The sequence below is a fragment of the Mucilaginibacter sp. PPCGB 2223 genome (assembly GCF_001705515.1).
Classification (GTDB): Bacteria; Bacteroidota; Bacteroidia; order Sphingobacteriales; family Sphingobacteriaceae; genus Mucilaginibacter.
Genome location: NZ_MDJS01000001.1, coordinates 1,671,977 through 1,696,510, shown reverse-complemented (window position 1 = coordinate 1,696,510; position 24,534 = coordinate 1,671,977). Strand labels below are relative to the sequence as shown.

Below are 24,534 nucleotides of genomic sequence, written 5' to 3'. Positions count from 1 at the left end.
TACGAAAGTAGGTGGGCATAATGAAAATCAAATGAAACCATGCCTCATTAAAAAACCCCGGCGCCTCTGGCATAGGCAACCGGGGTAAGTAATAATTTAACCTCACATTAAATTACCTTAGAACTATAGTTTTTACAAAATTCCCGCTGGCATCAAACTGTACCGCCAGCCTTGTATTGTTGGCATTTATAAAAACAAAATAACCTTTAAGTACACCGTTAAGCGTTTCGGTAAATGCTTTGTCGAATACGTATCCGGGGAAAGTGGTTGTTAGATAGGTAGTTACACTGGCCGGCAATGCGCTTTGTGCGATAGAAGCATGGTGCTCGTGGTGCGGATAGATCTGTATACGTTTGATAAAGGTGCCGCCCGATGTAAAGGCAGTAGCAAATAAGCCGTTATCGGCGCTGATGACAATATACGTTGCATCAAAGTTAACAACGGCATGCAGCAATGTATCGGCAGGGTAGTTGGTAGCAAAGTACGTTTTAATGGCCGCCGGCAACGCGCTGATGGCTAAAGTATCTTTAAAGTTGCCGCTGCGGTTACCAAAGCAACCTCCATCGTGCCAGCCTTTGCCCGCCAGGTCGTGCCCCTCTCGTTGTTCGAGTACTGCTACAAAAACACCGTTTGCATCAAATTTTAAACCAACGGGCTTGCCGTTATAGGTAATGATAACTACATAACCGCCGGCAGTGCCGCTTGCTGTAGTAATTTTAAATGCTTTTTGAAAAGTATAGCCCGCATAGTTGGCAGTTAAATACTTGCTTATAGTATCGGGCAGGCTGCTGAACGATGTCAGCGAATCTTTTTTTGCACCCTGAGGATAGCAGTTCACCACAAATAGGCCGCTGGTTACTATCGGCGTAGTTACAACGCCCGATGGGGTCGTTACGGTAAGTGTTGTGTTTGTTGACGACGATACCTGTATGGCAGCAGCGGCGGTCAATGCGGCATCGTCAGACTGATTACTATTAGTTACCCCCGATTTTTGGCAGGAGTTTAAACCTGTTAGTGCGACAAGGCCGATAAGCAGTAATGAATAGAATTTCGTTAGCTTTTTCATTTGTTTAAGTTTTTTCAGGTTAAAAACAATTAGGTTAAATGGTGGCCACCCATTAAATTTAATGTAAACCTATCGCCCTTAAATGAAATCAACATGAAACCAAATTTTTTTTAAATTTTTTTCTATTTGAAATATCCTTTGCCCGCCGGCCATGTCTGCAGCCCGTAAAAAGTTTTTAATTTAGCACGATATGCCTGCAACCAAAACCCAGCAGTTTGATTGGATAAATAATTTAAGGGTGATCGCGCTTTTTGCCGTTATCGTGCTGCACACTACATCGCCGGTACTCGAAACTTATAACAAGGGCCCGGTAAATGTTTGGTTGATTGGCGATTTTTACAATTCGCTGGTGCGTTTTGCCGTGCCGGTTTTTGTAATGATAACAGGCGCACTGATGCTGCACCGGGAGTATGAACTGGGCGATTTCCTCAAACGCCGCCTGAGCAGGGTGGTAACGCCGTTCCTGTTTTGGAGCCTTGTGTATATAGCCTATATGTATTATAATGAGGATATCGATATGCCCGAAACCTGGTGGTTAACCTTTAAACAGGCGATGCATTTTTTGCGCGACGGGGCATCCTATCACTTATGGTATGTGTATATGCTCATTGGCCTTTATTTAATTATGCCGGTTATCAGCAGGTTTGTTCGGAATGCATCCCAAAAGGAGGTGAGATACTTTTTAATTGTTTGGTTTTTGGTGATGATGATAGAGCAGCCTTACTTCTCCAAATACAAGCCCTCGCTCGATCTGCGTTACTTCGAGGGATATATCGGTTATCTGGTTTTAGGGCATTCCCTGGCTTTCGCAAAGTTTAAGGTCAAAAATATGAGGGTATGGATGTACCTGTTGTTTGTGGTTAGCCTGGCACTGATTGTTTGCGGGACGTATCTTTTATATCAGCATTATAACGGTATCAGCACTATCATGTACGAACCCATCAGCCCGTCGATCATGCTTATCGCCTCAAGTGTGTTTTTAATTGGTAAATCATCTGCACCAAAATTGCCGCAATGGCTTATTAAGCTGCGCGATTTTGCCGGTACCTACTCCTTTGGCGTTTATTTAAGCCACGCATTGATATTGCAATTGCTCGATCAGCAGGGGTTGAATTATAAGCTATTCAATCCCCTGTTCAGCATCCCGGTAACGGCATTTACCTGTATGGTATTATCGCTTTTGCTGGTTTGGATAGTTAATAAGATACCTTTTGTGGGTAAGTATATATCGGGTTAATTAATATGTATAACTCCCGCCAAACTCAAAGCATCCCAGGTCGGGGGCCTTGCCTTTAAACGGGAAACCAATATCAACACCTTTATCTATAAACTTGCTGCCCGGCCTTAATTTCATAAAGTCGACGTCCGGTAAATTACCATTAGCCTGGCGTGGGCCGGTTAGCAGCGCTTCGTTTAAACTTTCAAAATCGGCGTCGCTGGCTTCAAGGTTAAGGTCGAAATAGTTGTTGGCCACATCACTCTTGGCCCTGTCCAGGTTCTGCAATTCGCTGCGGCTTTTGTAGCCCAGGTTATTACGCATTTTTTGACTGTATCCCGGTACATCAGCGCCCGGGTCGTCAAGTAATCGATTCAGCATATTAAAGTTGATGCTGTTTTTGTAAGCGGTATTGTTATACCAGTTATCGCCGTTAATGTGGTGATTGGCATAAAAGCCGCTTGCTTTATTACCAACTGCCAGGCAAAACTGAATGGTGTGGCGCGGTACAGGGTTGGGTATTTCGTTGGCCGGCCTGCGGGCAAATCCGCCGGCTTTAAAGCCGTTGCCGTCGCCAAGGCTTTTAAAATCGGTGCCCAGGCCATTGTACATTGCCCAGCAATGATCGAACGTTACCGATTCGGCCGAGTTGATCACATCGTAACCATCATCACTGTTAAACCACGAACGGCAACCCCTGAATATATTATTAACAGCCCCCTTGCGCGGATGGCAACCAAAACCGTCGGTATTGCCACCGCGCCCTGTTTCCGAATAATAGTCCCAGTTGCGGTAAGCGTCGCAGTTCAGTATCAGGTTGTTCGAGCCGTTTAACAGGTAAAAACCGATAGCCATACCATCGTGCATGCTCAGCTGCTCATAAATATTGTTGCTGCCCTGGTTCTCAAAGCATTCCGACTGAGTATGGGTTTTGATGGTAACCTGGGTGCCCACAACCTCGAACCCTTTGAGGTGTATCCACGAACCCGAAACATAAAATACCGTAACCCGTAAACCTTCGGGTTTGATGGCCGAAAGATCGAACACCGGTTTTTCGTTAGGGTAGGCCCAGTATTTAATGGGTTTACCTTCAGCACCGCTCTTATCAAGATAGGTAACATATGCCCACTGGCGTTCCTGTTTTGCAATCTGGTTTGGTTGCAGGCGATAAGTGCCGCCACGCAGGTAAACTAAATCGCCGGGGTTAGCTACGCTTTGTGCTTTTTGTACAGTAGCAAAAGGCTTATCGATGCTGCCATTGCTGGCATCGCTGCCGTTGGGCGCTACATAAAATGTGGCCGAAAAGGCAACAGGCAATTGCAACGCAAGTACAAGCAGGGTAATAATTTTTTTGATCATTTTTATTAAGGCGATGGGCCGGATTTAAGTGATTGGTTTATAAGACGTAAATATCTGCAGGATGGTTTAATTAAGCATCCTGTCGTATCCTGTGTTAATTTTATTGCGATGGTTTTCGTATCTTTAGGGCATAAAATACTATGGCAGCAACTAAACTAACTATAAACAGCAACGGTTCGGTAAAGATCGACGGCGATTTTGAGATTGTGGATATGCAGGGCAACGCTTATGGCCTGCAAGGCCGTACGGTGGTTTCCATCTGCCGTTGCGGACTTTCGGCTAATAAGCCGTTTTGCGACGGGTCTCACAAGGGGCACTTCGAGCATAATGCCGAAGCGTTCGACCTGCCGCCGCGTAAAGTATAAATAAAACCTGAAATCTGGTATGATAGATCTGTTTGGCGAACAGGCGGCAGCGTTAAAAAACGTTATTGAGGCCCAGCAAGCGGTCATCAGTTCGTGGGAGGCTGTTTTCGGCTCAGTTGAAGATACCGTATTAAGCCTGGTGAAACAAAACCTCGAACTGAAGGTAAGGCTATTGCAGGAAAAAGATCCCACAATTAAGGTGCCCGAAGATATTTATGCAGGTATGGACCAGTTAAAGGATCAATATCACCAGGGAAGGATTTCGGCGCTTGAATATTTTGAGGGCTTGGATACTATCCTTACGGCGATAGCTTAGTGAGTATGCGAATGGGAAATTATTTAGGCCGAATTTTTGAAATTGCCTGATACAACCTTGCCAAAGTTTTCCTTGTTGTTGATATAATTCCATTTTTCAACGTTGATAAAGCTATCCACAACAGCATTTTTACAGGTATCTGTGAGGCACCTGATGGTCCATACTTTTTTGTTCTGCTCAATTACAGGGCGTTTCCCGCAAACCTTGCAGTTTTCACAAAAAAAGTTCTTTTGGATCTCAAAACTCATTTCAAAACAATTAACATATTGTTCGCTATCGGTTGTTAGTTAACGCTATAGTGCAACAAAGTTAAATAAATATTAAGCAATTTCAATCGGTGTTTTCACCATGAACCGGCCGTTATTTAACGGGAAATTAATTGGTTTATTTAAAAGAGCTCATGGCATAGCCTATCACTTCCTTGGTATAGGTATTCCACGCCGACAGGATTCCGGGCTGGGGAATAAGTTCTTCAAACGAAAAACTCTTATTTACCGAAAAGTATTCGGCGGGATAAGGAATAACGGGTACGCCGGCCTTTTTAAAGATATATAGTGCCCGGCGCATGTGGTAGGCGCCTGTTACCAGAAGATACGGCGGTTGCAAATGCCTTGCCTGGAGCACTTTTTTTGAAAACTCTGCATTTTCGAAAGTGTTGCGCGAGTCGTGCTCAACCAGTATAGCGCTATCGGGTACATTAAATTTCAGCAATTGAGTTTTAACCCAGTCGGCCTCGCGAAATCCGTCGGGCCGCAAACTCGAATTACCGCTGCTGATCAGCACATGGGATATCGTACCTGTGGTCTTTAATTCTGTAGCTTCGATGAACCTGTCACACGATTCATTAAAATACCCCTTGCCATTACCCTTTTCGGAAGCAAAACCACCCAGTAGTATGGCACAGCTGTATTTACCGCTTACCTGAACAGGCGGATAATTCCAGTATCCTGCAAAACGACGCAGCAAAAGCGGGTTCGAAAAAATAAGGAATACCGCTGCAGAAGCAATAAAAAAGCGTTTTTTTATTTTGGGCTGTTTGCTGATGAGGCCTGAAACGAGTAAGCAGCACACCCAAAAAAACGGTGTGATCAAAAAGTAAAGAAGCTTTGAAAATATAAAGTACATAGCAACAGATTAGAGCTTAAAAATAGAGTTTTTTTAAGCTGCCGGTTTACGTTGCCTCTAAAATATAGTTTTGTGTTTTTTTAAATGCGGTTTGTGCCGGGTAACCAGCAGCCAAACCAGTGGCGCACTAAGCAAGGCCAATACGGCGATAAGTGCCGGTAACCAGGTTTTATCTGCCGATCGGAAGATGCCGGTTATAGCTACGCCATATACACTTACCGGGAACAGGATCATGAGGCATAAACCCGGCGTATTGAACTTTATTTTAAAGGGTCTGTTTGCACGGGGGAATGCAATACGCAGTTTGATGAGCGATGCATATTCCAGAAATAAACCTGCACCGTAAATGGTCACATCGATAATGATCAGTTCCTTAAACCCTAACAGGATCATCATACTTACTACAGCCGAACAAACCAATATGGATACATACGGCGTTTGGAACCGGGTATGCAGTTTATTGATACTGCTGTGCAGCAACTCATCATTTGCCATGGCTTTTGGCAAACGCGATACCGAGAGCAAGTTAGCAGCATACAGGCCCAGCGCGCTGGCCATGCCGCCAAGGGCTATTAATGTTCCTAACCATTTGCCGCCAACCAGCGCTCCGAGTGAGGGGTAACCATCATCAGCAAGATGTTTGAAATTGATGTGCGATTGCTGCGATACCAGCACCACGCAAAAATATACCACTATCACCAGTACAAAAGCCGTAGCTATCGAAACAAAATAAGCGCGTACAGGCTTCTCAACTTCGTCGGCATAGGTGGTAACGCTGTCCCAGCCAAAACAATTCCACATAATGGTATACAAGCCGAAGCTTAACGAAGGGAAAGCGACTCCTTTTAACGATGGCGACGGGATATGTAACCCGCCGGTATGGTGGTAGAACGCTAATCCAAATAAAATAAGAAACGGCGTTAGTACCAGCGCGCTTAACGCCACAGTAAACTTACCTACCGGCAGTATCCCCCAGATGTTTAAAATGGCAGATATCCAGATAATAGCCAGGCATATCTCAGCCTTAACCAGCTTTAAATGTTCAAGTTCAGGGAAGAAGAAGCTCGCATACTCAACAAATAGCACAGGGTATATAGCCAGGTCGACAAATGTGTACAACCAGGTCCACCAACCCTCGCAAAAACCCCAGAATGGCCCCAGTGCATTTTTCACCCATTGATAATAGCCGCCGTTAACAGGCATCATGCTGTTTAGCTCCAGCACGGTTAGTATCGCCGGTACATCCCACAAAAGCGGCGTTATCACAACGAGCAGTAACGCTCCATGTTCGCCCACGCTGTCCAGCAATGGTTCCAAGCCATAGGGGCCGCCCGATACGGTAAAAAATATGAGTGCTACAAGCTGTACAATGCGGATCTTTTTCAAAGGCGTTATAAGGCAAAAATATGAGGGTACATGATCGAGGCTTTTAAAATGAAACAAACCGAATCGGTGGTCCATATTTCGCCATCTTTTACCATCTGCAATACCTGTGGCGCGGGCAGGGTAATCAGCTCTATCACTTCCGACGGGTCGGGTTTTTGCGTGGAGTTAAACTCTGCATCGAACAACAAATAACCATAGGTCACCTGTTTCAGCTTGGTTGGGTTAATAGCTATTCTGCCCAATGATATTAATTTGTCGGCGGTTGTTTTAACGCCGGTTTCTTCCTCCATTTCGGCAATAGCCGAATCGATCAGCCCTTTACCAGGTTGCTGCATTCCCCCGGGCAATTCGAGTAAAATATCGCCTAAACCATGTTTGTACTGTTTTACCAGTATCACTTCGTGCTGCGGGGTTAAGGCCAGTACCTGTACAACATCGCCCAGTGGGGCAAAATAATAATCGTTTAAAATCTGCCCTCCGGGTAATTTCACTGTTTCGCGCGTAAGCGGGAACCATGGGCTTGGAGAAATATCTTCCTGCTCCAAAACCGACCATCTTTCAATCTTTTGTCTTACCATTGTGCCAAATATACTTGTTTTTACATGGCCCGTGGGCATTGTTGCCATTTTGCATTCCGGCAAAAGTATCACCGGGTAAAATAAGCAGATAAGTGTAAATCACCTTCGTGCGACATGCATCAACCCTTAAGATATTAAATGATAAAATACTTATATTACCACCACATAAATTTAAACCTTAACAATGATGGATATTAAAAAAACCTGGCACCAGATCGATAAAGAATCACTGGATTTCGGCCAGCGCCTTGCCGATTCGGTGGCTAACGGCATGGGCTCTTGGCGTTTTATCATTATTCAAACAATTATAGTTGCCCTATGGATGGTGCTTAACGTTGTAGCATTCATGAGCCATTGGGACGTGTACCCATTTGTGTTACTTAACCTGGTGTTCTCTACCCAGGCGGCTTATGCGGCACCTATCATCATGATGGCTCAGAACCGCCAGAGCGAGCGCGACCGCATACAGGCCAATGAAGATTTCAGGACTAATATCGAAGCCAAAAAAGAGATCGAAGAGTTGCAGCTTCGCCTAAATGCCATCGAAACCGAGAAGCTGGACAGGATTTTGACAATGCTGGAAGAAATGAACAAAAAATAAGACCAATGAACAGGGAGTTTACAGTATCGGTATGGCTTAAAGTATTTTGTGGTTTTTTTGCCCTTTTGATGATCGGCGGAGCCGTGTTCGGTATAGTTCAAAGCCGGGGCGAGGATGTTGCCTGGATCATGGCTATATTTCTGGTGCCGATCGGTGTGTTCATTTTCACATCGGTGGCACAAAGGCGTATTGTTATTACGGATACTACGCTAACCAACACCAATATTTTTAAAACTATCGAATTACAGATAGCCGATATTAAAGGAGTTCGTTTCAATCAAAAAACTGTGGTTATCGAATCATTGTCGGGTAAAAAAATAAGCATAGGCAGTTGCGGCGACTATGCCGATGGCAGCGAGTTAAAAGATTGGCTACTGGCTAATTTTACCGATCTGAATGCCGATGAAGGCGCGACGGAGTTAAATGCCGTCTTAAACGATATCAGTTTAGGCTATACCGTAGAAGACAGAAAAGCTAAATTGGACCGTGCAAAATATATAGCGATAGGCTATTCTATCGGTGGTGGTATAATAGGGGCGCTGGGCTTTATCAGTTTAGCAACATCAGGTGGCGATGCGCCCTTTATTTTGGTGGCCCTGATCTATCCTTTGCTCGGGGCATTGGTTATAGCCACCAGCAACGGCCTTATCCGGATCATCACAAAAAAAGCAAGTCCCTATTATCACATCATTATCGGTATCGAGTTCCCGGCAATAATGTTGATGGCCGTAGGCCTGAGCCGGGGTAATATCCTACAATACGACAACTTTGTGTTGTTTGCAACTATTGTATTGCTGGCGTTTATGCTGTTATTTTATTTTGCAGATCATGCAAGCAACAATACAGATATCAAGGGCAAGATTATTATTTTACTCATATTCGGTGCTATGTACGGCGCCGGCGCAGTAGCTTCGGTTAACGATGTGTTCGATAGGTCGGAAGTGCAGCAGTACAGCGCTACAGTGTTAGATAAGTACGTAAGGCACGGCAAAAGCACCAGTTATAATTTACAGATAAGTGGCTGGGGGCAACAACTCAAGGTACGTACCGTTTCGGTTTCGCGCACTTTATACAATCAAAAGTCTATCGGCGAAAGTGTTTCTGTGTACTTACATAAAGGCTTTTTAAGTATTCCCTGGTACACGGTTTCGCAATAAAATAATGTACACGCAGCTATCCGAACATATCAGGCGCTTTGTAACGTTAACAGTGGATGAAGAGCAACTGCTTCAAGCTAAAATTCAATCTAAAACTTTAAAAAAGAAAGAGTTTTTGTTGCAGCCGGGCAAGGTATGCCCGGGGAATTACTTTGTAGTGAAGGGCTGCCTGCGCTTATATTTTGTAAACGATAAGCTGAATGAGCAGATTACCCAGTTTGCTATCGAAAGCTGGTGGATAGCCGATTATGATAGCTTGCTTAACAAACAACCTTCACAATGTTATATACAGGCTATCGAACCCTGTGAATTGTTTTTTTTACCTGCCATGCATCAAACCGAACTGTTTGAGCAGGTACCTAAATTGCAAACATACTTCTATATCATGATGCAGAAAGCCTTTGTTGCTTCGCAGCGCCGAATAGGCTTTATCTTTAATCAAAGCGACGAAGAGCGTTACCGCCATTTTGTTAAACTGTTCCCCGGGTTTATACAGCGCGTGCCGCAATACATGCTGGCATCGTACCTGGGCTTTACACCGCAATTTTTAAGCAGGCTGAGGGCCAAAAAAGATTAGTGTTTTCTTAAACCCGGTTCATTTTTTTGAGGATACTTAATGCTCAACTTTGTTTTAACAAAACAATAAAACCATGAGCACACGAATTAAAATTAACCAGGCCGAACCAGAAGCATACAAAGCGATGCTGGCTTTTAACCATTATGTAGAAACATCTTTGATAGATCCCAAACACAACGATCTGATCAAAATACGGGCATCACAAATTAACGGCTGCGCTTTTTGTATCGACATGCATACCCACGATGCGCGCAAAGCAGGCGAAACCGAACAACGCATTTATGCACTGAACGCCTGGCGCGATACGCCGTTTTTTGACGACAAGGAGCGCGCGATACTGGCATTGACCGAAGAGGTAACCCTTATAACCGGCCACGTATCCGATGAAACCTATAATGCGGCTGCCGCCTTGTTTGACAGGGCTTACCTCTCGAAAATCATCATGGCCATCATCAACATCAACTCCTGGAACCGGATTGGCATTGCCACAGCCCTGCAACCATCGGTACAGGCAAAATGAATTAAACGATAACCCGGTTTATGATGTTAAGCAGATATGACAGCACAAACCAATCCCGAGAGCGCTGCGAAAGTTGCAGTGCTCTCGTTTATTGAAGCTTTGAACAAAGAAGATTTTAAAGCCGCCCGCCGTTTCATGGCGGATGATATGAAGTTTGAAGGCGTAATGGGCAGCCGCGATGGCGCCGACAACTATATGGCCGATATGCAGAAAATGAAATTCAAATATGATATCAAAAGATCGTTTGCAGACGGCGATGATGTTTGCCTGTTTTACGATATCAATATGGGCGGGGCTACCCTGTTTTGCTGCGGGTGGTACAAAGTTACAGCCGAAAAGATAGCCTGGTTTAAAGTAGTTTTCGATCCGCGCCCGTTATTGAAATAGGGATTCGGCGATAGGTAAAAAGCGATACAAAATTACTATGCAATAATCTATAGTTTTATGTTTATTTTGGATGGGGAAAAACTAAACACATCCTATGACAATTCGCTTTGCTTTAATCTTCACCGCTTTATTTATCATCGGTATCAGGTCATCTTTTGCCCAGGAGCCGGGTGCTGTAATTTTCCATATCACATCGTCGCATACAGCCTTCCCGGATACAGGCAGGGCAAAGGGGCATATTTATGCCAAGGTTTTGTATACCGAAGCCGAACATTATCACGATAGTACGGTGCTGATCATTGCACCCAAAAAACTGGATGCCAAAAAAACGGTCGACCTTGTGTTTTGGTTCCACGGCTGGCGCAATCATGTAGACAGCGCGGCATCGTTTTACCAGCTCACCCGGCAGTTTATTGCTTCACACGAAAACGCTGTTTTAATTTTACCCGAAACAGCCCGCGACGCCCCGGACGGCTACGGCGGTAAACTGGAAAACGAGGGTGTATTCAAGGCTTTAGTTGCGGATGTATTAAACGGAATGAAAGCGCAAAAGCTCATCGGCAAGGATTGCCAACCGGGGCACATACTGTTAGGGGGCCACAGCGGCGCTTACCGGGTGATAGCCCACATCCTCCAAAATGGGCAAATGCCCGTCGGCCAGGTGATGCTGTTTGATGCCCTGTACGCCAATACCGCTCAATTTATCAACTGGTTAAAGGCTGATACTGCACACCGGTTCAGCCAGATTTATACGGATCATGGAGGTACGGTGGATGAAAGTCACAACATGATAAAGTTACTTGCACAGGAGCATTTGCCTTATACTGAAACAGAAGAGATTGATCTGACGCCACAAATGGTTAAAAACGAACGGATACTGTTTATCCATAGCCTGCACGAGCATAACGATATTATATGTAACCCGGATAATTTTCAGCTTTTTTTGGAGAATAGTCCGTTTTTGAAGAAGATAAGATAAGACCAAATAAAAAAGGATCGTTCCGAAAAACGATCCTTTTTTATTTATGAAATGCATCACACAAGCGATTCCAAAGGAGACTTGGCGAGCAAATAAACCATTAGCTATGTTCTATTTTGTCAATGGTCCGAACAACTTCCAGTTGCCTTCTGAAATAACTTCAATTTTTTGGTCAGTTATTTTCACAGCGGTTTGGTCATCGATCGCGTAAACAGGAACAGTGAGTTTGGCGGCCCATTCTTCCACATTAACTCCGCAGGCGTCAGGGTGGCCAGCGTTCTCAAAGTGTGGAATGATCGCAAAGTCGACCCATCCGGCTCCCCGGGCAGTGATCAACGTCCGGCGAACTTCGCCTTCCGGCGCAGTAAATAAAATATCTTCGGAAGCGAGCACATCGCCGGCCCCGCCGCGCGGCCCCTGGTAAGTCTCGGCGAAAGTGGCCGACGCAGCCATACTACCCGCACTCACGCCCACATACACCATTTCCCGCCCAAGCGACGATAACAGATCGATCAGGCCCGACTTCTGCAGCCAGTAAGCCAGGAACAAAGGGTCGCCGCCCCAGGCGAGCAGGACATCCGCCGCTGCGACCGAGGCTGCCCAAATTTCAAGGTCGATACCCGGCAGCGCGGTCAGTTCCAGCAGACCGATCGACTTCCAGCCCAGGTTGACCAGTTTGGCCCGCTCACCCCAAAGGGCATTTCCAGCGTAAAATGAGCCCTGCGCAAAAGGATAGATCGCCGTTGGAATAAAAAGTGCATTAGCTTCGGCAACAGGTTTGCCCAGCAATTCGACCAGCGCATGATGAATACTGACATTGCTGATACCAGAGGAAGTAAGCAGTAGTTTCATGCTTCAGCATATTTTTTAAATGAATTTAATACCGCCTGGCAAAAATCACGCTGCATTTCCAGCGGGTCATGATCATTAGGCTCGAAAGTTTCGGTTATAGTAACCGGGTTAGTTCCCGTAAACTGAATTTCGGATCGCCGCCCCTCGGTCAGTGTGTAACTGATGAATTCGTGCATCCGCACCTCATCATACACCGCCTCAAAATCAAAACTGAAACTACCATCTTTCAAACCCATAACCAGGGAGAGCCTGCCGCCAGGGCGCAGATCGTTCTGTGCCGACGGTGTATGCCATTTATCGGACACATTATTCCAGTGCCTGATATCTTCAGGTGTGTTCCATAGTTTCCAAACCAAATCGATTGAGGCGTTAACTTCAACGCTTAGCGTGATAGGCATGTAATCTGTTTGCATGCTTCAAAGATAGACGGCCAATTGAATGGCCGTGAGGGGTATTCGAGACTTTTAAGGGGCGGATCACGACAAACACAGGATGTTAAGTCCTTGTCGGGTGGTTGTTGGGTATCAATAAAAAAGGATCGCTATTTTTAGAGCGATCCTTACCCGAAACTGATGCAGTCTCATAAAGTGCTTCCGACGAGATTCGAACTCATATCGATGGTACCGGAAACCATAATTCTATCCATTGAACTACGGAAGCAAGCCCCAAACCCCTAAAGGGGGCTTGAGAAATACAAATATATCAATTCCCTCCTTAGGGGGCAAGGGGGTTACACGTTAAATCTAAAATGCATAATATCGCCATCGGCAACCACATATGTTTTGCCTTCAACGCTTAATTTACCGGCTTCCTTGCAGGCGTTTTCCGATCCGTATTTTACAAAGTCATCATATTTGATCACCTCGGCTCGGATAAAGCCTTTCTCAAAATCTGTATGGATAACGCCGGCAGCTTGTGGTGCGGTGAAGCCTTGGGTGATGGTCCAGGCACGTACTTCCTGTACGCCGGCGGTGAAATAAGTAGCCAGGTTAAGCAGCTTATATGCTGCCTTGATCAGCTGGGCCACGCCCGATTGCTGTAAGCCAAGGTCGTCCAAAAACATCTGGCGCTCTTCGTACGAGTCGAGCTGTGCTATTTCCGATTCGATCTGCGCCGAAATGATCAATACCTGCGCATTTTCTTCTTTTACGGCGGCTTTTACCTGTTCAACATAAGCATTGCCGGTGTTTACCGATTTCTCGTCCACATTGCAAACGTACATCACCGGTTTTGCTGTCAGCAGCCAGATATCTTCAATATATTCCTTGTCTTCATCGGCTACCGGCGCGGTACGTGCCGATTTGCCTGCAAGCAGATGATTTTTATAAACCGTCAGTACATCAAAAGCTTTTTTCTGTTCTTTATCACCTATCTGCGCACCTTTGGCAACTTTGGATATTTTTTTCTCTATCGATTCCAGGTCTTTCAACTGTAGCTCGGTATCGATGATCTCTTTATCGCGGATGGGGTCTACCGAGCCGTCAACATGGATCACGTTATCATCATCAAAGCAGCGCAAAACGTGGATAATGGCATTGGTGGCGCGTATGTTAGCCAGGAACTGGTTGCCTAAGCCTTCGCCTTTACTGGCGCCTTTTACCAAACCGGCAATGTCAACAATCTCGATCACATTTGGCACAACGCGTTGCGGGTTTACCAACTCGGCTAATTTGGTAATGCGTTCGTCGGGAACGGTGATAACCCCAACGTTCGGCTCAATGGTACAGAACGGAAAGTTTGCGGCCTGTGCCCTGGCATTTGATAAGCAATTAAAAAGTGTTGATTTACCCACATTCGGCAAACCTACTATACCACATTGTAAACCCATTTTATCGTTATTATGTAGCCCATAGACCATGGTCAATAGTCCATAGTGTTTACTATGATCCATAGACTATCGGCTATCGACCGTAATTCGGCCGCAAAGATAAAATAAAAAAGCGCCCTGTCTAAGGCGCTTCTTCAAGTTTTTGTTTTTGCGATAACCAATGCTTCATAGTAGGATAGGGATTTACAGCCGCTTCGGGGTTATGATCGCCATAGTTGGCCATACCGTGCCAATCCAACAAAAAAGCGCCCATGTATTGCCCTGCATCAAAATTTGCTGCTATGCTTCGGCTAACGCCCCTGTAACCATGATCGTGAAACACAATGAGCGGGTCGATATTCAGATACCTGCATGCCGCGTACGACCATGCCATAGCTGCCATTTCGTTGCCGTCGTCAAACTGGCCGGTTTTGCTTTCATCCAATGCATCACGTTCATCAGCAGGTGTTACCGCTATATGGCCGGCCTCGTGCAACAGGTCGCCGGGATATAGCAGTTTTTCATGATCAACTATCAGCGCGCCGTTTCTGATGGTCATACCGGGCAGAAAGGTCTGCCCGGTAATGTTTTCGCAATAAACAGGTATGCCTGTGCTTTGTATAAAATTGATGAGTGTTTTGGTAATATCCTGAGCCATTTATAAATATACAATTAATTAGTTGCCGGTGTATCGGGCGGATTAACCGGAGGTATAGTAACATTAGGTACTGCCGCTGCCGGATCGGGCAAAGGTGCAGCAGGTACAACCGGTGGTATAACCGGAGCAGCAGGTACAACCGGTGGTGTAACCGGGGTTGCAGGTGTTGTTGGAGCCACAGGCGCAGGGTTGTTAGCCGGCGGGATGGTTGGTGTTGCCGGCGGCGTGGTGTTCTCCTGTGTTTTCATGGCCAGGTAAGTAGCATTGCTAATCCCGGTTAGAGCAAGCAGGGTCGAATCTAACTCGGGCAGGCCAGGGCATGCACTTGTTGAGCAACCGTGTTTTACCATAAAAACTTTGGTTAAGTAAACCACCATGGCGATCCCCGTCCACACCACGTTCTGGAAACGGGGGATACTGATGCCATTTGCATCCGAAAGAATATCGGTAAAAAAGCCTTGTGATATATGGTTCTGATGTCTTTGTTTATTGTTTTGTATATCGCCTTTGTCGATAATGGTGCCGCTTGCGGTAACAGCTGCGCCAATCCCCATCAATATCAGTGCCGTTTGGTTAATATCCGGGTTAGGGCAGCACGCTTCGTTGCAAAAAGTTAAATAGATATAACTGCAGGATATGATGACAGTCCACACAGCCAGTTGTACACGCGACAGGCTAAATGGCGCATTATTACGGCGGAAGCGGGTACGCCCGTTAAGTTTTGCCGCCTCAACTTCGGCATCTATGGCATTGCAATCCACATCGTCGCGCAGCAGATTTGAATAGACATCTAAAATAAAAAACAGCGCGATAATCAGAATGATCAATACCAATGCCAGCGTTTTGTGCAGGTCGATATTGCCGTGAGCACCGGTACAACCGGTAAATAAAATGGCCAATACAATTGTGCCGGTAAATAAAATGGGTTTCATCATTGTTGTAGGTTTGGTTTGTAATGTAATATTAAAAAATAATTACAATATGTAATCCATCTGTTTTAAATAAATATTGGCCTATTGTTTGTTATAACCTGTTTAGGTACAATGAGTTTGATTAAAGCGTAACAGCTCAACCTGGTTGTAAAGATCGAGTGCATCCCACAGACATTCGGGCGGGGGCATGTCCCTTTGCTCAGAGAATACAGTGCCCGGGTATTTTGAATGGTAACCGGTTCGCTCTTCCATCTTTTGCCGTAAAGCAGTATCATACTTTATGTTGGTAACCCTGGCTATTTTATCCATTATGGCCGTCATTCCTTCGTTGTAGTTTAATAATACACTTAAGCTGTCGGTGGAAGCAACCGTAATGTAGGCCGTCAAATAGCTTGCGATGACCTTGGCCGGGAAAGAGTGAAAATCCGGGATGCCATCATTTGCAAATCCGAACACTTCGGGTTCTATCAGCCCGGGTACGGTTTGCGTCCCTCTGAGCTTGACATGCGATTCAAAAACTTCGGCCGGGGCACGGTATAATAACAAGAATGGAACATCCGGGTAAAGCGTGCGCAATTCCCGGTAAAAATGGATATGCCAGCTATCGGTTTTGATGAACATATTTTTTTCTGTTCCGAAACGCTTTTGTCCGTAAAATTTCATGGCAGCCTGTAAAAGTTCGCCGGTGTATTCTTCGGTAATGCCCGGAAGTTTATACCGCAAACGCAGGATATCGTCAAATATCGGCACTTCGGACAGTGAAATAGATTCTTCGTTGAGCCCGAGTAGCTGCGACAACAAAGTTGAACCGCAGCGTGAGATGTGAAAAATAAATGAGGTGGGCGATACATGGTCAATTACCGTCGCCCATTCTTTCATCATTTCAAGACTGCTTACCGGTAAGCAAAATATCCGACGACGGGGTATCGACCTCATTTTACTTATCGTTTCCGCAAAGAAGGGTTCAAGGTATCGGATGCTGAAGGTGTCGATCCAATGGCATAGTGCGCCATCATTATCTACAGTTATTTTGTAAGGTATCCAGCCTTGCATAGGGCAAAAAGTAGGGTTATGCATCGGTCTGCGCCGATAGTTTTAGTTCCAGTTCATCGGCCATGCGGTTCGAAAATTCGGTCTGCATTTCCCGGAGTGCCTTGATCATCTGACTGGTTTGAACAGGGTCGAGTTTTTGTTTAAAAGTAGTTTTCTCGGATGACTCAAAAACATCCTTCAGCCAGTCGTTCACTTCACAATCCATCACCAAATGTATGCGGTCTGTACCACCCATATTGTTTACCCGGTGTGGCATGTTGGCATTGATATACCAGCACTCGCCCGGCACCATGATCACCCGCTGGTTGCTCACATAAAATTCTACCTGAGGGTTAGTCTGCACCGGAAAGTGCAGGCGCGCATAGCCGTTTTCGAACGAAAGCTCCACATCGCGGTGTTCTTTAATAATGGCCCCTGCTTTGAGGTTGAGCAACCTTACCGAGTTTACACGGCATGGCAGGTTATCCAGCAAGCTTTTAACCGATGGCGTTTTTTGCATATATGGGGTGTCCGCGAAACCGTCTTCGCCATTAATGGGTTCGGGAATAATGGTATCCCTGCCGCCGGGAGTGCGCAGGGGTAATACTTCCCATCGGCCTTCATAATCGCGCGTATTAAAGTGCGGCTGCCAGTTATCATCCAAAAAGTCAAGTACATCGGTAAAAGAAGGTACAGTTACAGGCAATCTGGCGAAGCCGATAATATCATCCATATTGGTTAACGGTTAATAGCTTTTTAAAAATAGAATATTATAACCGGCATTAATAATAAAACTGAAAAATTAATATTTAAATTAGCCATACACTAACACAAATAAAACCTAAGCTTTTTAATCAGATGAATGATCAGAATATTGCGCAGCCCTTATCCCTGGCGCAGGCTACCGAAGTTGGAAAACTTGGCATAATGCACTTGAAAAGATTCTGGAGTAAATCGCTGCTCAAACGAATTAATGCGTTAAAAAACGACGATTATATCGACGAGGGCCAGCTGGATAAAACCTTGCTGTACGCCCTTGGCCTGGGCCTTGAGCAAACCACGATATATATCTACACTATCGCACCCTCCTTTGATCAGTTTGAAAACTGGATTGTAGAAACAGCCGGGCGCCCCACACCCCAAACAACACAGCGGTTTAACCGGATAATTACCGGGGAGGCCCCGGAGCAGGGCGAGATACCACAGGTATTAAACGCTGATGATCTTGCTTTTTTCGAACAGCATGGATATATTATTATAAAAAATGCCGTACCGGCGGAAGACTGCGAAAAAACTATTGATACGATATGCAGATATATTGGGATTGATCGTGCAGATCCATCCACCTGGTACAACAATAACCAGGCGCGCCAGGGTATTATGGTGCAGCTTTTTCAGGATCCGGTAATGGAGCGTAACCGGAACTCGGTTAAAATACGGCAGGCTTATGAGCAGCTTTGGCAACGTACCGATTTGTGGGTATCGGCAGATAGGGCGGGGTTTAATCCCCCCGAAACTGAAATCTGGAAATTTCCGGGGCCCAATCTGCACTGGGACGTGAGCCTGCAATTGCCCATCCCGTTTGGTTTGCAGGGCATACTTTACCTGGCCGATACCGAAGAGAATCAGGGGGCGTTTAGCCTGGTGCCGGGCTTTCAGCATCAAATAGACGACTGGATAAACGGTCTGCCCGAAGGCGCTGACCCGCGCACGCAGGATCTGGACGCTTTGGGCAGAAAATATATAGCAGCTAATGCCGGCGATTTTATTATCTGGCTTAAAGCCTTGCCGCATGGCAGCAGCGCTAACACCTCAACCAGGCCGCGTTATGTACAATATATTAATTATGCGCCGGCAAAGCTGGATATAGCCCGAGAATGGAAATAACATCAATATGCACAGATGTAAAAGGCTGTTTCTGTAATAAGAGATGGCCTTTTTTATTTGGGAAGCGGTTACTGTTTTAAGTAACTTAAAAAAAATGTAAATTTCCTGTAACCATTTATTTTTTACGGGGTCTCCAATCATATAAAAGCAAAAGAAACATTGAATTCGCTGACCGATAACGCTATTATGCTCCGGGTAAAAGCCGGCGACCTGGACAGGATGGGCCTGCTGTTTGAGCGGTACAACCGTCAGCTTTACGGCTTCCTGTTTCACATGACGTATGATAAAGAAGCGAGTGAGGATATGGCCCAGCATGTATTTTACAAAATGCTGAAATATCGTTACACCTTTACAGGCGACGGCGAGTTTGTTGCCTGGATGTACCAGATAGCGCGTAATACGATTAAAGATATGGCTAAAAAAAACAAAAATAAGCTGTATCAATATGATGTGGAAGATATAGCCGACAAAATAGGTGGCGGCACTTTGGCCGATGAGTACCTGGAAAAGAAGCAGGCAAAAGCCGAACTGCACCGGGCAATGGCTAAATTAAGCGATGACCATCGCGAGATATTAACCATGAGCCGTTTCCAGGAGATGAAATACCAGGAGATAGGGGCGATACTGAACATCAGCGAAGGTGCCGTGAAGGTTAGGGTTCACCGGGCGATGCAGGAATTAAAAGATATTTACAAAAGAGTAGAACAATAATTTTGAGAGAGATGAAAGATTGCGGGCAATTTCAGGATAAATTTACAGATCTGGTGAACAACCAGCTTTCGGATGCGGATAAACAAAGCGTAGAAATGCACCTGGCCGGTTGTGCCGATTGCAGGCAGGAACTTGCCGATATGTGGAAACTGTGGGATATGATGGGCGAAATTGAAACGCCCGAACCATCGGCGCATTTAAAAGTTAAGTTCAACGCTATGCTCGAAACCTATAAAGAATCGCAGCAAAATGCAGGCTTACTGGCGAGGGTACGTGAGCAGTTCGGGCGTTTATGGCAACTGCAACCGCGTTGGCCTTTATCATACAGTGTTGTAGTGATGTTGTTGTGCCTGGCTGTTGGCTATTGGTTTATACGACCCGCTCGCATAAGCGACCAGGATAAGCAATTGGCCGCGCTCACTACGCAGGTACACGAGCTAAAACAAACCATGGCGCTGGCCCTGATGGAAAACCCTTCTGCATCCGAACGTATCCGGGGGGTTAGTTATACGAGCGAGATGAAACATGCGGATAAGGAGGTGATCGATGCCTTGCTGGCTACACTAAACAACGATCCTAACGTAAATGTGCGCCTTAGCACGCTGGATGCATTAACTCATCTTGCCAGCCATCCCGAAGTGCGCGAAGGGCTGATCAGGTCGATCGTCACACAGGAATCGCCGTTAATGCAATCGGCTATAGCCGATGTGATGCTGAAATTGCAGGAAAAGGCTTCCGTAAAATCATTTAAAGAATTGCTTAAACAGAAAAATCTCGATAGCGGGGTAAGGGATAAAATCCAACAAACCATTACACAACTCATTTAAAACCAACGATTATGAAAAAATCATTACTTCCCATTTTTATGGGACTGGGGCTGTGCCTTGTCCAAACCATAGCCAAAGCTCAGCATGAAGCCAAGGAGCACATCAGCAAAGAATTTACCTTAACCAAAGGCGTGGTAGCTGTTTATAACGTGTTTGGATCTATTAATGTCGAAGGCTACTCGGGCAATAAAGTGATCATGGAGATCGATCAAACCATCTCGGCCGATGACGAAGCTACTTTAGCGGAAGGAAAAAAGGAATTTAAATTGGCCTTTGACGAGAAAGCAGATACCGTGATGGCTTATATTGCCGCACCTTTCGACTCGCGTCCGCATACCCATTACGGCGATTGGGAAAACAACCACAGGCGTATCGAATACAAATACAAACTAAACTTTACGATCAAGGTGCCCTATGCCTTAAGTTTGCGTATATCAACAATAAACAGCGGCAATATACTGGTTAAGGATGTTTACGGCTCGCTGCATATCAATAACGTGAACGGCGGTATTGAGATACAGAACGCCAAAGGCGCCACTTATGCGCACACGGTTAACGGCCCGGTAACGGTTAACTACCTGGTTGCGCCTAACGATGATTCGTCGTACTATACCATCAACGGGGCTATCAAAGTTACCTACCCGGCCACCTTGGCGGCCAACATTGGCTTCAAAAGCATGAACGGACAATTCTATACCGATTTTGATGATGTGGAGGTATTGCCGGGCAAGGTTACCAAAACCGAAGGCAAAGGTAAAAACGGCACCACTTACAGGTTGAATAAAGATTCGGAAGTAAAGATTGGTGCGGGTGGTAAGCTTTTTAAATTTGAAACACTCAACGGAAATATTTATATTAAAAAACAACAATAAGAAGATGAAAACGATAAGATCAATAAAATTTGCAGGGATACTCGCTACAGCAATGCTGCTTGGCACACAGTTGCGGGCACAAGATAAAAGCGAGCAATTAACAGTAGCTTTAAGCGAACCGGGGAAACCTTATAAACTCAACGTCGACCTGGTGCAGGGCTCAATAACGGTAACCGGTTACGAAGGTAAGGACGTAATTATTGAAGTTAAGAGCGAAGAACGCCGCCACCAGGACCGTGAAGTAAACGGCATGAAACGATTAGATCCGGGCGCTTCAGCCGATATCCACGCCGAAGAAAAGAATAATACGGTTACCGTAGGTGCCGATATCCCGCACCGTGTTAACCTGCTTATCAAAGTGCCTCAAAACGGTGCTACCTTAAAGCTGAGCACAGTTAACGGAGGAAATTTAACAGTGAACAATGTGAGCGGAGATATGGAGTTAAGTAACACCAATGGCGGTATTAAAATGAGCGGCATATCAGGGTCGGTGGTAGCAAACACTACCAATGGGCCCGTAAACGTTGCTTTTAAAAGCATCGACCCTAAAGCTGCCATGGCGTTTACCACTTTGAACGGTAGTGTTGATATAACTTTCCCGGCAAACCTGAAGGCTAATATCAAGCTTAAAACCGATCATGGCAACATCTATACCGATTTTGATGTGGTTAACGATGCCCGCAAGCCCGAAATTACCCGCACCGCCAAAGATGGCATGTATAACCTGAAGATAGACGATTGGGTTTATGGCAAAATAGCAGGTGGTGGCCCCGAAATACTGATGAAAACCATGAACGGCAGTATTTATCTCCGAAAGGTTAAGTAACGGATACCTCTGAATATAACCGAATAGCAACTTACCTTATGAAAACATTTATAATGGCTTTGATAGCCACAGGGCTGTGCTCTGCCTTTAATTTTGCCCGGGCCCAAGGTGGCTCGGGCAAAATTGAGGGTAAGGTTTCCAATCAGGATAAAAAACCGGTAGATGCCGCTACGATAACAGTGGCCGATTTTAAAACACTGGCAATGGTGAAAACAGCACTTACCAATCCCGATGGCTCCTTTGTGGTTGAAGGGCTGCAAAATGGTAAATACCGCGTTTTAATTAGCGCAGTAGGCTATCAGAATTATAAAGGCGACTCGTTGCTTATCGATAAGCAGCAAACAATCAGCTTGCCCGCTATTGTACTTGTATCAACGAGCAGGCAACTTAAAGAGGTCGAAATCGCTGGTCAGAAACCATTTGTTGAGCAAAAGATTGATCGTACGGTGGTTAACGTAAGCTCTTCTATATCCAGTGTGGGCGAAAACGCTCTTGAAGCTTTAGAGAAAGCACCCGGGGTTACCGTTGACGATAACGGCAATATAACTTTCAAGGGGCGCACGGGTGTAATGGTGCTGATTGACGATAAACCGACTTATTTATCTGGTCAGGATCTGGCCAACTACCTTAAGTCGCTGCCTGCATCACAGCTGAACCAGATAGAGCTGATGCCCAATCCGCCGGCTAAATATGATGCTTCGGGTAACGCAGGTGTGATCAATATCAAACTTAAAAAATCAAAAGCCAAGGGATTTAACGGTGGTATCGCAGCAAGTGTGGGTATGGCTAAATATTGGCGCACACTGGAAAGCGTTAACCTCAACTATCACGTGAACAAGGTAAACTTTTTTGTCAATGCCGGGTACGGTGTGCAAAATGGTTACCGGAGGCTCGATGTTGGCCGCACTTATCTGGATGGGCTCGGCAATGTGACTTCGTCATATACCGAAACAGCTTTTTTTAACCCTACCAACTACAACCCGAATGTTAAACTGGGGATGGACTATTACCTGTCGCCCAAAACTACACTTGGCTTTGTATTGACGGGCGCAATGTCCACCGGGCATAATTACAACCCGGTAAACAGCGTGTTAAAAGACAGGGAAGGAAAGCTTGATTCGACCATTACATCCAATAACAACACCCAGAGCAAAAACTATAACGGCGGTATTAATCTTAATTACAGCCATCAGTTTGATAGTTTGGGCCAGGTTTTAACCTTCGACCTGGATTATCTGAGATATAGTAACAGACGGGATCAGTCGTTTTTTAACAATACTTACAACGCGGGCGGCATCATGGCCACGACACAGGATATACTGGATAATTTACCCGCTGATATTGACATATATGCTGCCAAAACCGATTATGAGCGTCCGTTAAAAAATAAGGCTAAGCTATCGGCGGGCTTAAAAACCAGTTATGTAAATACAGATAATGCAGCCAATTATTTCAATGTGATCAATAGCATCAGTACTGTAGATAACAACAACACCAACCGCTTTTTATATAAAGAAAGCATTAATGCCGCCTATATCAGCTTTAACCAGGATTTTAAGCGGCTATCAATACAGGCGGGTTTGCGTGCCGAAAATACCCATGTAAACGGGCATCAATTAGGGAATGCGCAAAGTCCCGACTCGTTATTTACTCAGCAGTACACCAGTTTATTCCCTACAGCATACATTTTATACAAATTGGATACAGCAGGAAAAAACGCCTTGAAATTTAGTTACGGCAGGCGTATCGACCGCCCGTACTACCAGGATCTGAACCCCTTTGTAACTATATTGGATAAATACAGCCAGTTTAGCGGTAATCCTTTCCTGAGGCCCCAATACTCAACGTACTACGAGTTGACATACTCATACAAAAGCATGCTTACCTTAACGGCAGAGTACAATCCTATTGTCGATTACCAGGTAGAAGTGGATAAGACCATAGCAGGCGGTATTTTTGCGGCAACCTCAGGTAACCTGGGCCGCCGCGACCATTGGGGGATTACCGCAAACATTGCCCTTAATCCGGCAAAATGGTGGAGCTTTAATTTTTACACCGAGCTGATGCACAATTGGTATAACGGGCAGATTGATAACCTGAACCTCAATAGCAGCAGTACCTATTATTACTTTAACTGGACCAATCAGTTTAATTTAGGTAATGGCTGGAGCGCCGAGCTGGGCACTTTTTATGTTACACCAACACGCGATGCACAATTTACCCATCGTTTCCGCGAACAAACCAATGCCGGTATCCAAAAGAAGGTGTTAAAAAATAAGGGTGCGATAAAGCTAAGTGCACGGGATGTATTCAAGGCAAACTTTTCGGCAGGCACGATCACCAATGTCCCGGGCGCGGCTATAACCTATCATAACGATAATGCTAACCGCTCGGTTACGCTTGGTTTTAGCTATAACTTCGGATCAAATAAAGATAACCGTAAAAAACGCGATACGGGCGCTGCCAATACCGAAGCAGGCAGAGTAGGGAATTAATGG

28 protein-coding genes and 1 tRNA gene are annotated in these 24,534 nt (G+C 45.3%); 15 read left to right on the top strand and 14 right to left on the bottom strand.

The features are described 5' to 3' along the window. Nucleotides 1–112 precede the first annotated feature (112 nt). On the bottom strand, nucleotides 113–1,066 hold the full coding sequence (locus BEL04_RS07320) for a PepSY-like domain-containing protein (RefSeq protein WP_066001807.1): 954 nt from the start codon (nucleotides 1,064–1,066) through the stop codon (nucleotides 113–115). A 190-nt stretch (nucleotides 1,067–1,256) separates the two neighbouring features. Here BEL04_RS07320 and BEL04_RS07315 point away from each other — a divergent pair, with 190 nt between their 5' ends. Further along, nucleotides 1,257–2,303, top strand: a complete 1,047-nt coding sequence (locus tag BEL04_RS07315; RefSeq protein WP_066001805.1) for an acyltransferase — start codon at nucleotides 1,257–1,259, stop codon at nucleotides 2,301–2,303. On the opposite strand, the gene BEL04_RS07310 is transcribed toward BEL04_RS07315, so the two are convergent. After that, entirely contained in the window at nucleotides 2,304–3,641 is a 1,338-nt protein-coding gene (locus BEL04_RS07310) for a rhamnogalacturonan lyase domain-containing protein (RefSeq protein WP_083227797.1), read from the bottom strand. Nucleotides 3,642–3,781: 140 nt separating this feature from the next. Between BEL04_RS07310 and BEL04_RS07305 the strand changes: the two genes are divergently transcribed. Then, entirely contained in the window at nucleotides 3,782–4,006 is a 225-nt protein-coding gene (locus tag BEL04_RS07305) for a CDGSH iron-sulfur domain-containing protein (protein ID WP_066001801.1), read from the top strand. A gap of 19 nt (nucleotides 4,007–4,025) precedes the next feature. Continuing rightward, nucleotides 4,026–4,322: a hypothetical protein gene (locus BEL04_RS07300; protein ID WP_066001799.1), complete on the top strand. Its 297-nt coding sequence runs from the start codon at nucleotides 4,026–4,028 to the stop codon at nucleotides 4,320–4,322. A 23-nt stretch (nucleotides 4,323–4,345) separates the two neighbouring features. On the opposite strand, the gene BEL04_RS07295 is transcribed toward BEL04_RS07300, so the two are convergent. The 4 genes from BEL04_RS07295 to BEL04_RS07280 form a co-directional block, all read right to left on the bottom strand. Further along, nucleotides 4,346–4,570 (bottom strand): hypothetical protein, encoded by a 225-nt coding sequence (locus tag BEL04_RS07295; protein ID WP_066001798.1) that lies wholly within the window; start codon nucleotides 4,568–4,570, stop codon nucleotides 4,346–4,348. Between the two features lie 136 nt (nucleotides 4,571–4,706). Beyond that, the gene (locus BEL04_RS07290) at nucleotides 4,707–5,414 is read right to left on the bottom strand and encodes a YdcF family protein (RefSeq protein ID WP_175404015.1); all 708 of its coding nucleotides are present in this window, start codon (nucleotides 5,412–5,414) and stop codon (nucleotides 4,707–4,709) included. A 90-nt stretch (nucleotides 5,415–5,504) separates the two neighbouring features. Beyond that, entirely contained in the window at nucleotides 5,505–6,833 is a 1,329-nt protein-coding gene (locus BEL04_RS07285; RefSeq protein ID WP_066001794.1) for an APC family permease, read from the bottom strand. 5 nt (nucleotides 6,834–6,838) lie between these two features. After that, the gene (locus BEL04_RS07280) at nucleotides 6,839–7,411 is read right to left on the bottom strand and encodes an NUDIX hydrolase (RefSeq protein WP_066003535.1); all 573 of its coding nucleotides are present in this window, start codon (nucleotides 7,409–7,411) and stop codon (nucleotides 6,839–6,841) included. Between the two features lie 184 nt (nucleotides 7,412–7,595). On the opposite strand from BEL04_RS07280, the gene BEL04_RS07275 reads away from it, so the two are divergent. The 6 genes from BEL04_RS07275 (at nucleotide 7,596) to BEL04_RS07250 (ending at nucleotide 11,632) form a co-directional block, all read left to right on the top strand. Next, nucleotides 7,596–8,012 carry a DUF1003 domain-containing protein gene (locus BEL04_RS07275; RefSeq protein ID WP_217493605.1) on the top strand — a complete coding sequence of 139 codons (417 nt, stop codon included), beginning with the start codon at nucleotides 7,596–7,598 and terminating at the stop codon, nucleotides 8,010–8,012. A gap of 5 nt (nucleotides 8,013–8,017) precedes the next feature. Continuing rightward, nucleotides 8,018–9,169, top strand: a complete 1,152-nt coding sequence (locus BEL04_RS07270; RefSeq protein ID WP_066001789.1) for a hypothetical protein — start codon at nucleotides 8,018–8,020, stop codon at nucleotides 9,167–9,169. Between the two features lie 4 nt (nucleotides 9,170–9,173). Next, nucleotides 9,174–9,746 (top strand): Crp/Fnr family transcriptional regulator, encoded by a 573-nt coding sequence (locus BEL04_RS07265; RefSeq protein ID WP_066001786.1) that lies wholly within the window; start codon nucleotides 9,174–9,176, stop codon nucleotides 9,744–9,746. 73 nt (nucleotides 9,747–9,819) lie between these two features. Continuing rightward, nucleotides 9,820–10,266 carry a carboxymuconolactone decarboxylase family protein gene (locus tag BEL04_RS07260; RefSeq protein ID WP_066001784.1) on the top strand — a complete coding sequence of 149 codons (447 nt, stop codon included), beginning with the start codon at nucleotides 9,820–9,822 and terminating at the stop codon, nucleotides 10,264–10,266. Nucleotides 10,267–10,302: 36 nt separating this feature from the next. Next, nucleotides 10,303–10,653: a nuclear transport factor 2 family protein gene (locus BEL04_RS07255; RefSeq protein ID WP_066001783.1), complete on the top strand. Its 351-nt coding sequence runs from the start codon at nucleotides 10,303–10,305 to the stop codon at nucleotides 10,651–10,653. 94 nt (nucleotides 10,654–10,747) lie between these two features. After that, complete coding sequence (locus BEL04_RS07250) at nucleotides 10,748–11,632, top strand: hypothetical protein (protein ID WP_066001781.1); 885 nt, start codon at nucleotides 10,748–10,750, stop codon at nucleotides 11,630–11,632. Between the two features lie 111 nt (nucleotides 11,633–11,743). Here BEL04_RS07250 and BEL04_RS07245 read toward each other — a convergent pair whose 3' ends face one another. The 8 genes from BEL04_RS07245 to BEL04_RS07210 form a co-directional block, all read right to left on the bottom strand. Beyond that, entirely contained in the window at nucleotides 11,744–12,484 is a 741-nt protein-coding gene (locus tag BEL04_RS07245) for a Type 1 glutamine amidotransferase-like domain-containing protein (protein WP_066001779.1), read from the bottom strand. Then, entirely contained in the window at nucleotides 12,481–12,897 is a 417-nt protein-coding gene (locus tag BEL04_RS07240; RefSeq protein WP_066001777.1) for an SRPBCC domain-containing protein, read from the bottom strand. Before BEL04_RS07240 ends, BEL04_RS07245 begins: the two co-directional genes overlap by 4 nt. A 175-nt stretch (nucleotides 12,898–13,072) precedes the next feature. Then, nucleotides 13,073–13,144, bottom strand: a tRNA-Arg gene (locus BEL04_RS07235). Nucleotides 13,145–13,214: 70 nt separating this feature from the next. Further along, nucleotides 13,215–14,312 carry a redox-regulated ATPase YchF gene (gene ychF / locus BEL04_RS07230; protein ID WP_066001776.1) on the bottom strand — a complete coding sequence of 366 codons (1,098 nt, stop codon included), beginning with the start codon at nucleotides 14,310–14,312 and terminating at the stop codon, nucleotides 13,215–13,217. Nucleotides 14,313–14,433: 121 nt separating this feature from the next. Next, complete coding sequence (locus tag BEL04_RS07225; RefSeq protein WP_066001774.1) at nucleotides 14,434–14,949, bottom strand: hypothetical protein; 516 nt, start codon at nucleotides 14,947–14,949, stop codon at nucleotides 14,434–14,436. A gap of 14 nt (nucleotides 14,950–14,963) precedes the next feature. Then, on the bottom strand, nucleotides 14,964–15,884 hold the full coding sequence (locus BEL04_RS24190; protein WP_175404014.1) for a hypothetical protein: 921 nt from the start codon (nucleotides 15,882–15,884) through the stop codon (nucleotides 14,964–14,966). Nucleotides 15,885–15,983: 99 nt separating this feature from the next. Then, a complete protein-coding gene (locus BEL04_RS07215; protein ID WP_175404013.1) occupies nucleotides 15,984–16,934 on the bottom strand; it encodes a sulfotransferase family protein in 951 nt (316 codons plus the stop codon). Between the two features lie 16 nt (nucleotides 16,935–16,950). Continuing rightward, nucleotides 16,951–17,646: an aspartyl/asparaginyl beta-hydroxylase domain-containing protein gene (locus BEL04_RS07210; RefSeq protein WP_066001770.1), complete on the bottom strand. Its 696-nt coding sequence runs from the start codon at nucleotides 17,644–17,646 to the stop codon at nucleotides 16,951–16,953. A gap of 125 nt (nucleotides 17,647–17,771) precedes the next feature. Between BEL04_RS07210 and BEL04_RS07205 the strand changes: the two genes are divergently transcribed. The 6 genes from BEL04_RS07205 (at nucleotide 17,772) to BEL04_RS07180 (ending at nucleotide 24,531) form a co-directional block, all read left to right on the top strand. Next, a complete protein-coding gene (locus BEL04_RS07205; RefSeq protein WP_066001768.1) occupies nucleotides 17,772–18,800 on the top strand; it encodes a phytanoyl-CoA dioxygenase family protein in 1,029 nt (342 codons plus the stop codon). Between the two features lie 159 nt (nucleotides 18,801–18,959). Next, entirely contained in the window at nucleotides 18,960–19,511 is a 552-nt protein-coding gene (locus BEL04_RS07200; protein WP_217493604.1) for an RNA polymerase sigma factor, read from the top strand. A gap of 11 nt (nucleotides 19,512–19,522) precedes the next feature. Next, the gene (locus BEL04_RS07195) at nucleotides 19,523–20,338 is read left to right on the top strand and encodes a zf-HC2 domain-containing protein (protein ID WP_066001766.1); all 816 of its coding nucleotides are present in this window, start codon (nucleotides 19,523–19,525) and stop codon (nucleotides 20,336–20,338) included. Between the two features lie 11 nt (nucleotides 20,339–20,349). Further along, nucleotides 20,350–21,210, top strand: coding sequence for a hypothetical protein (locus BEL04_RS07190; protein ID WP_066001763.1), 861 nt, complete (start codon nucleotides 20,350–20,352; stop codon nucleotides 21,208–21,210). 4 nt (nucleotides 21,211–21,214) lie between these two features. Then, the gene (locus BEL04_RS07185) at nucleotides 21,215–22,036 is read left to right on the top strand and encodes a DUF4097 family beta strand repeat-containing protein (protein ID WP_066001761.1); all 822 of its coding nucleotides are present in this window, start codon (nucleotides 21,215–21,217) and stop codon (nucleotides 22,034–22,036) included. A 38-nt stretch (nucleotides 22,037–22,074) separates the two neighbouring features. Then, nucleotides 22,075–24,531 (top strand): TonB-dependent receptor, encoded by a 2,457-nt coding sequence (locus BEL04_RS07180; protein WP_066001759.1) that lies wholly within the window; start codon nucleotides 22,075–22,077, stop codon nucleotides 24,529–24,531. The last annotated feature ends 3 nt before the right edge of the window (nucleotides 24,532–24,534 follow it).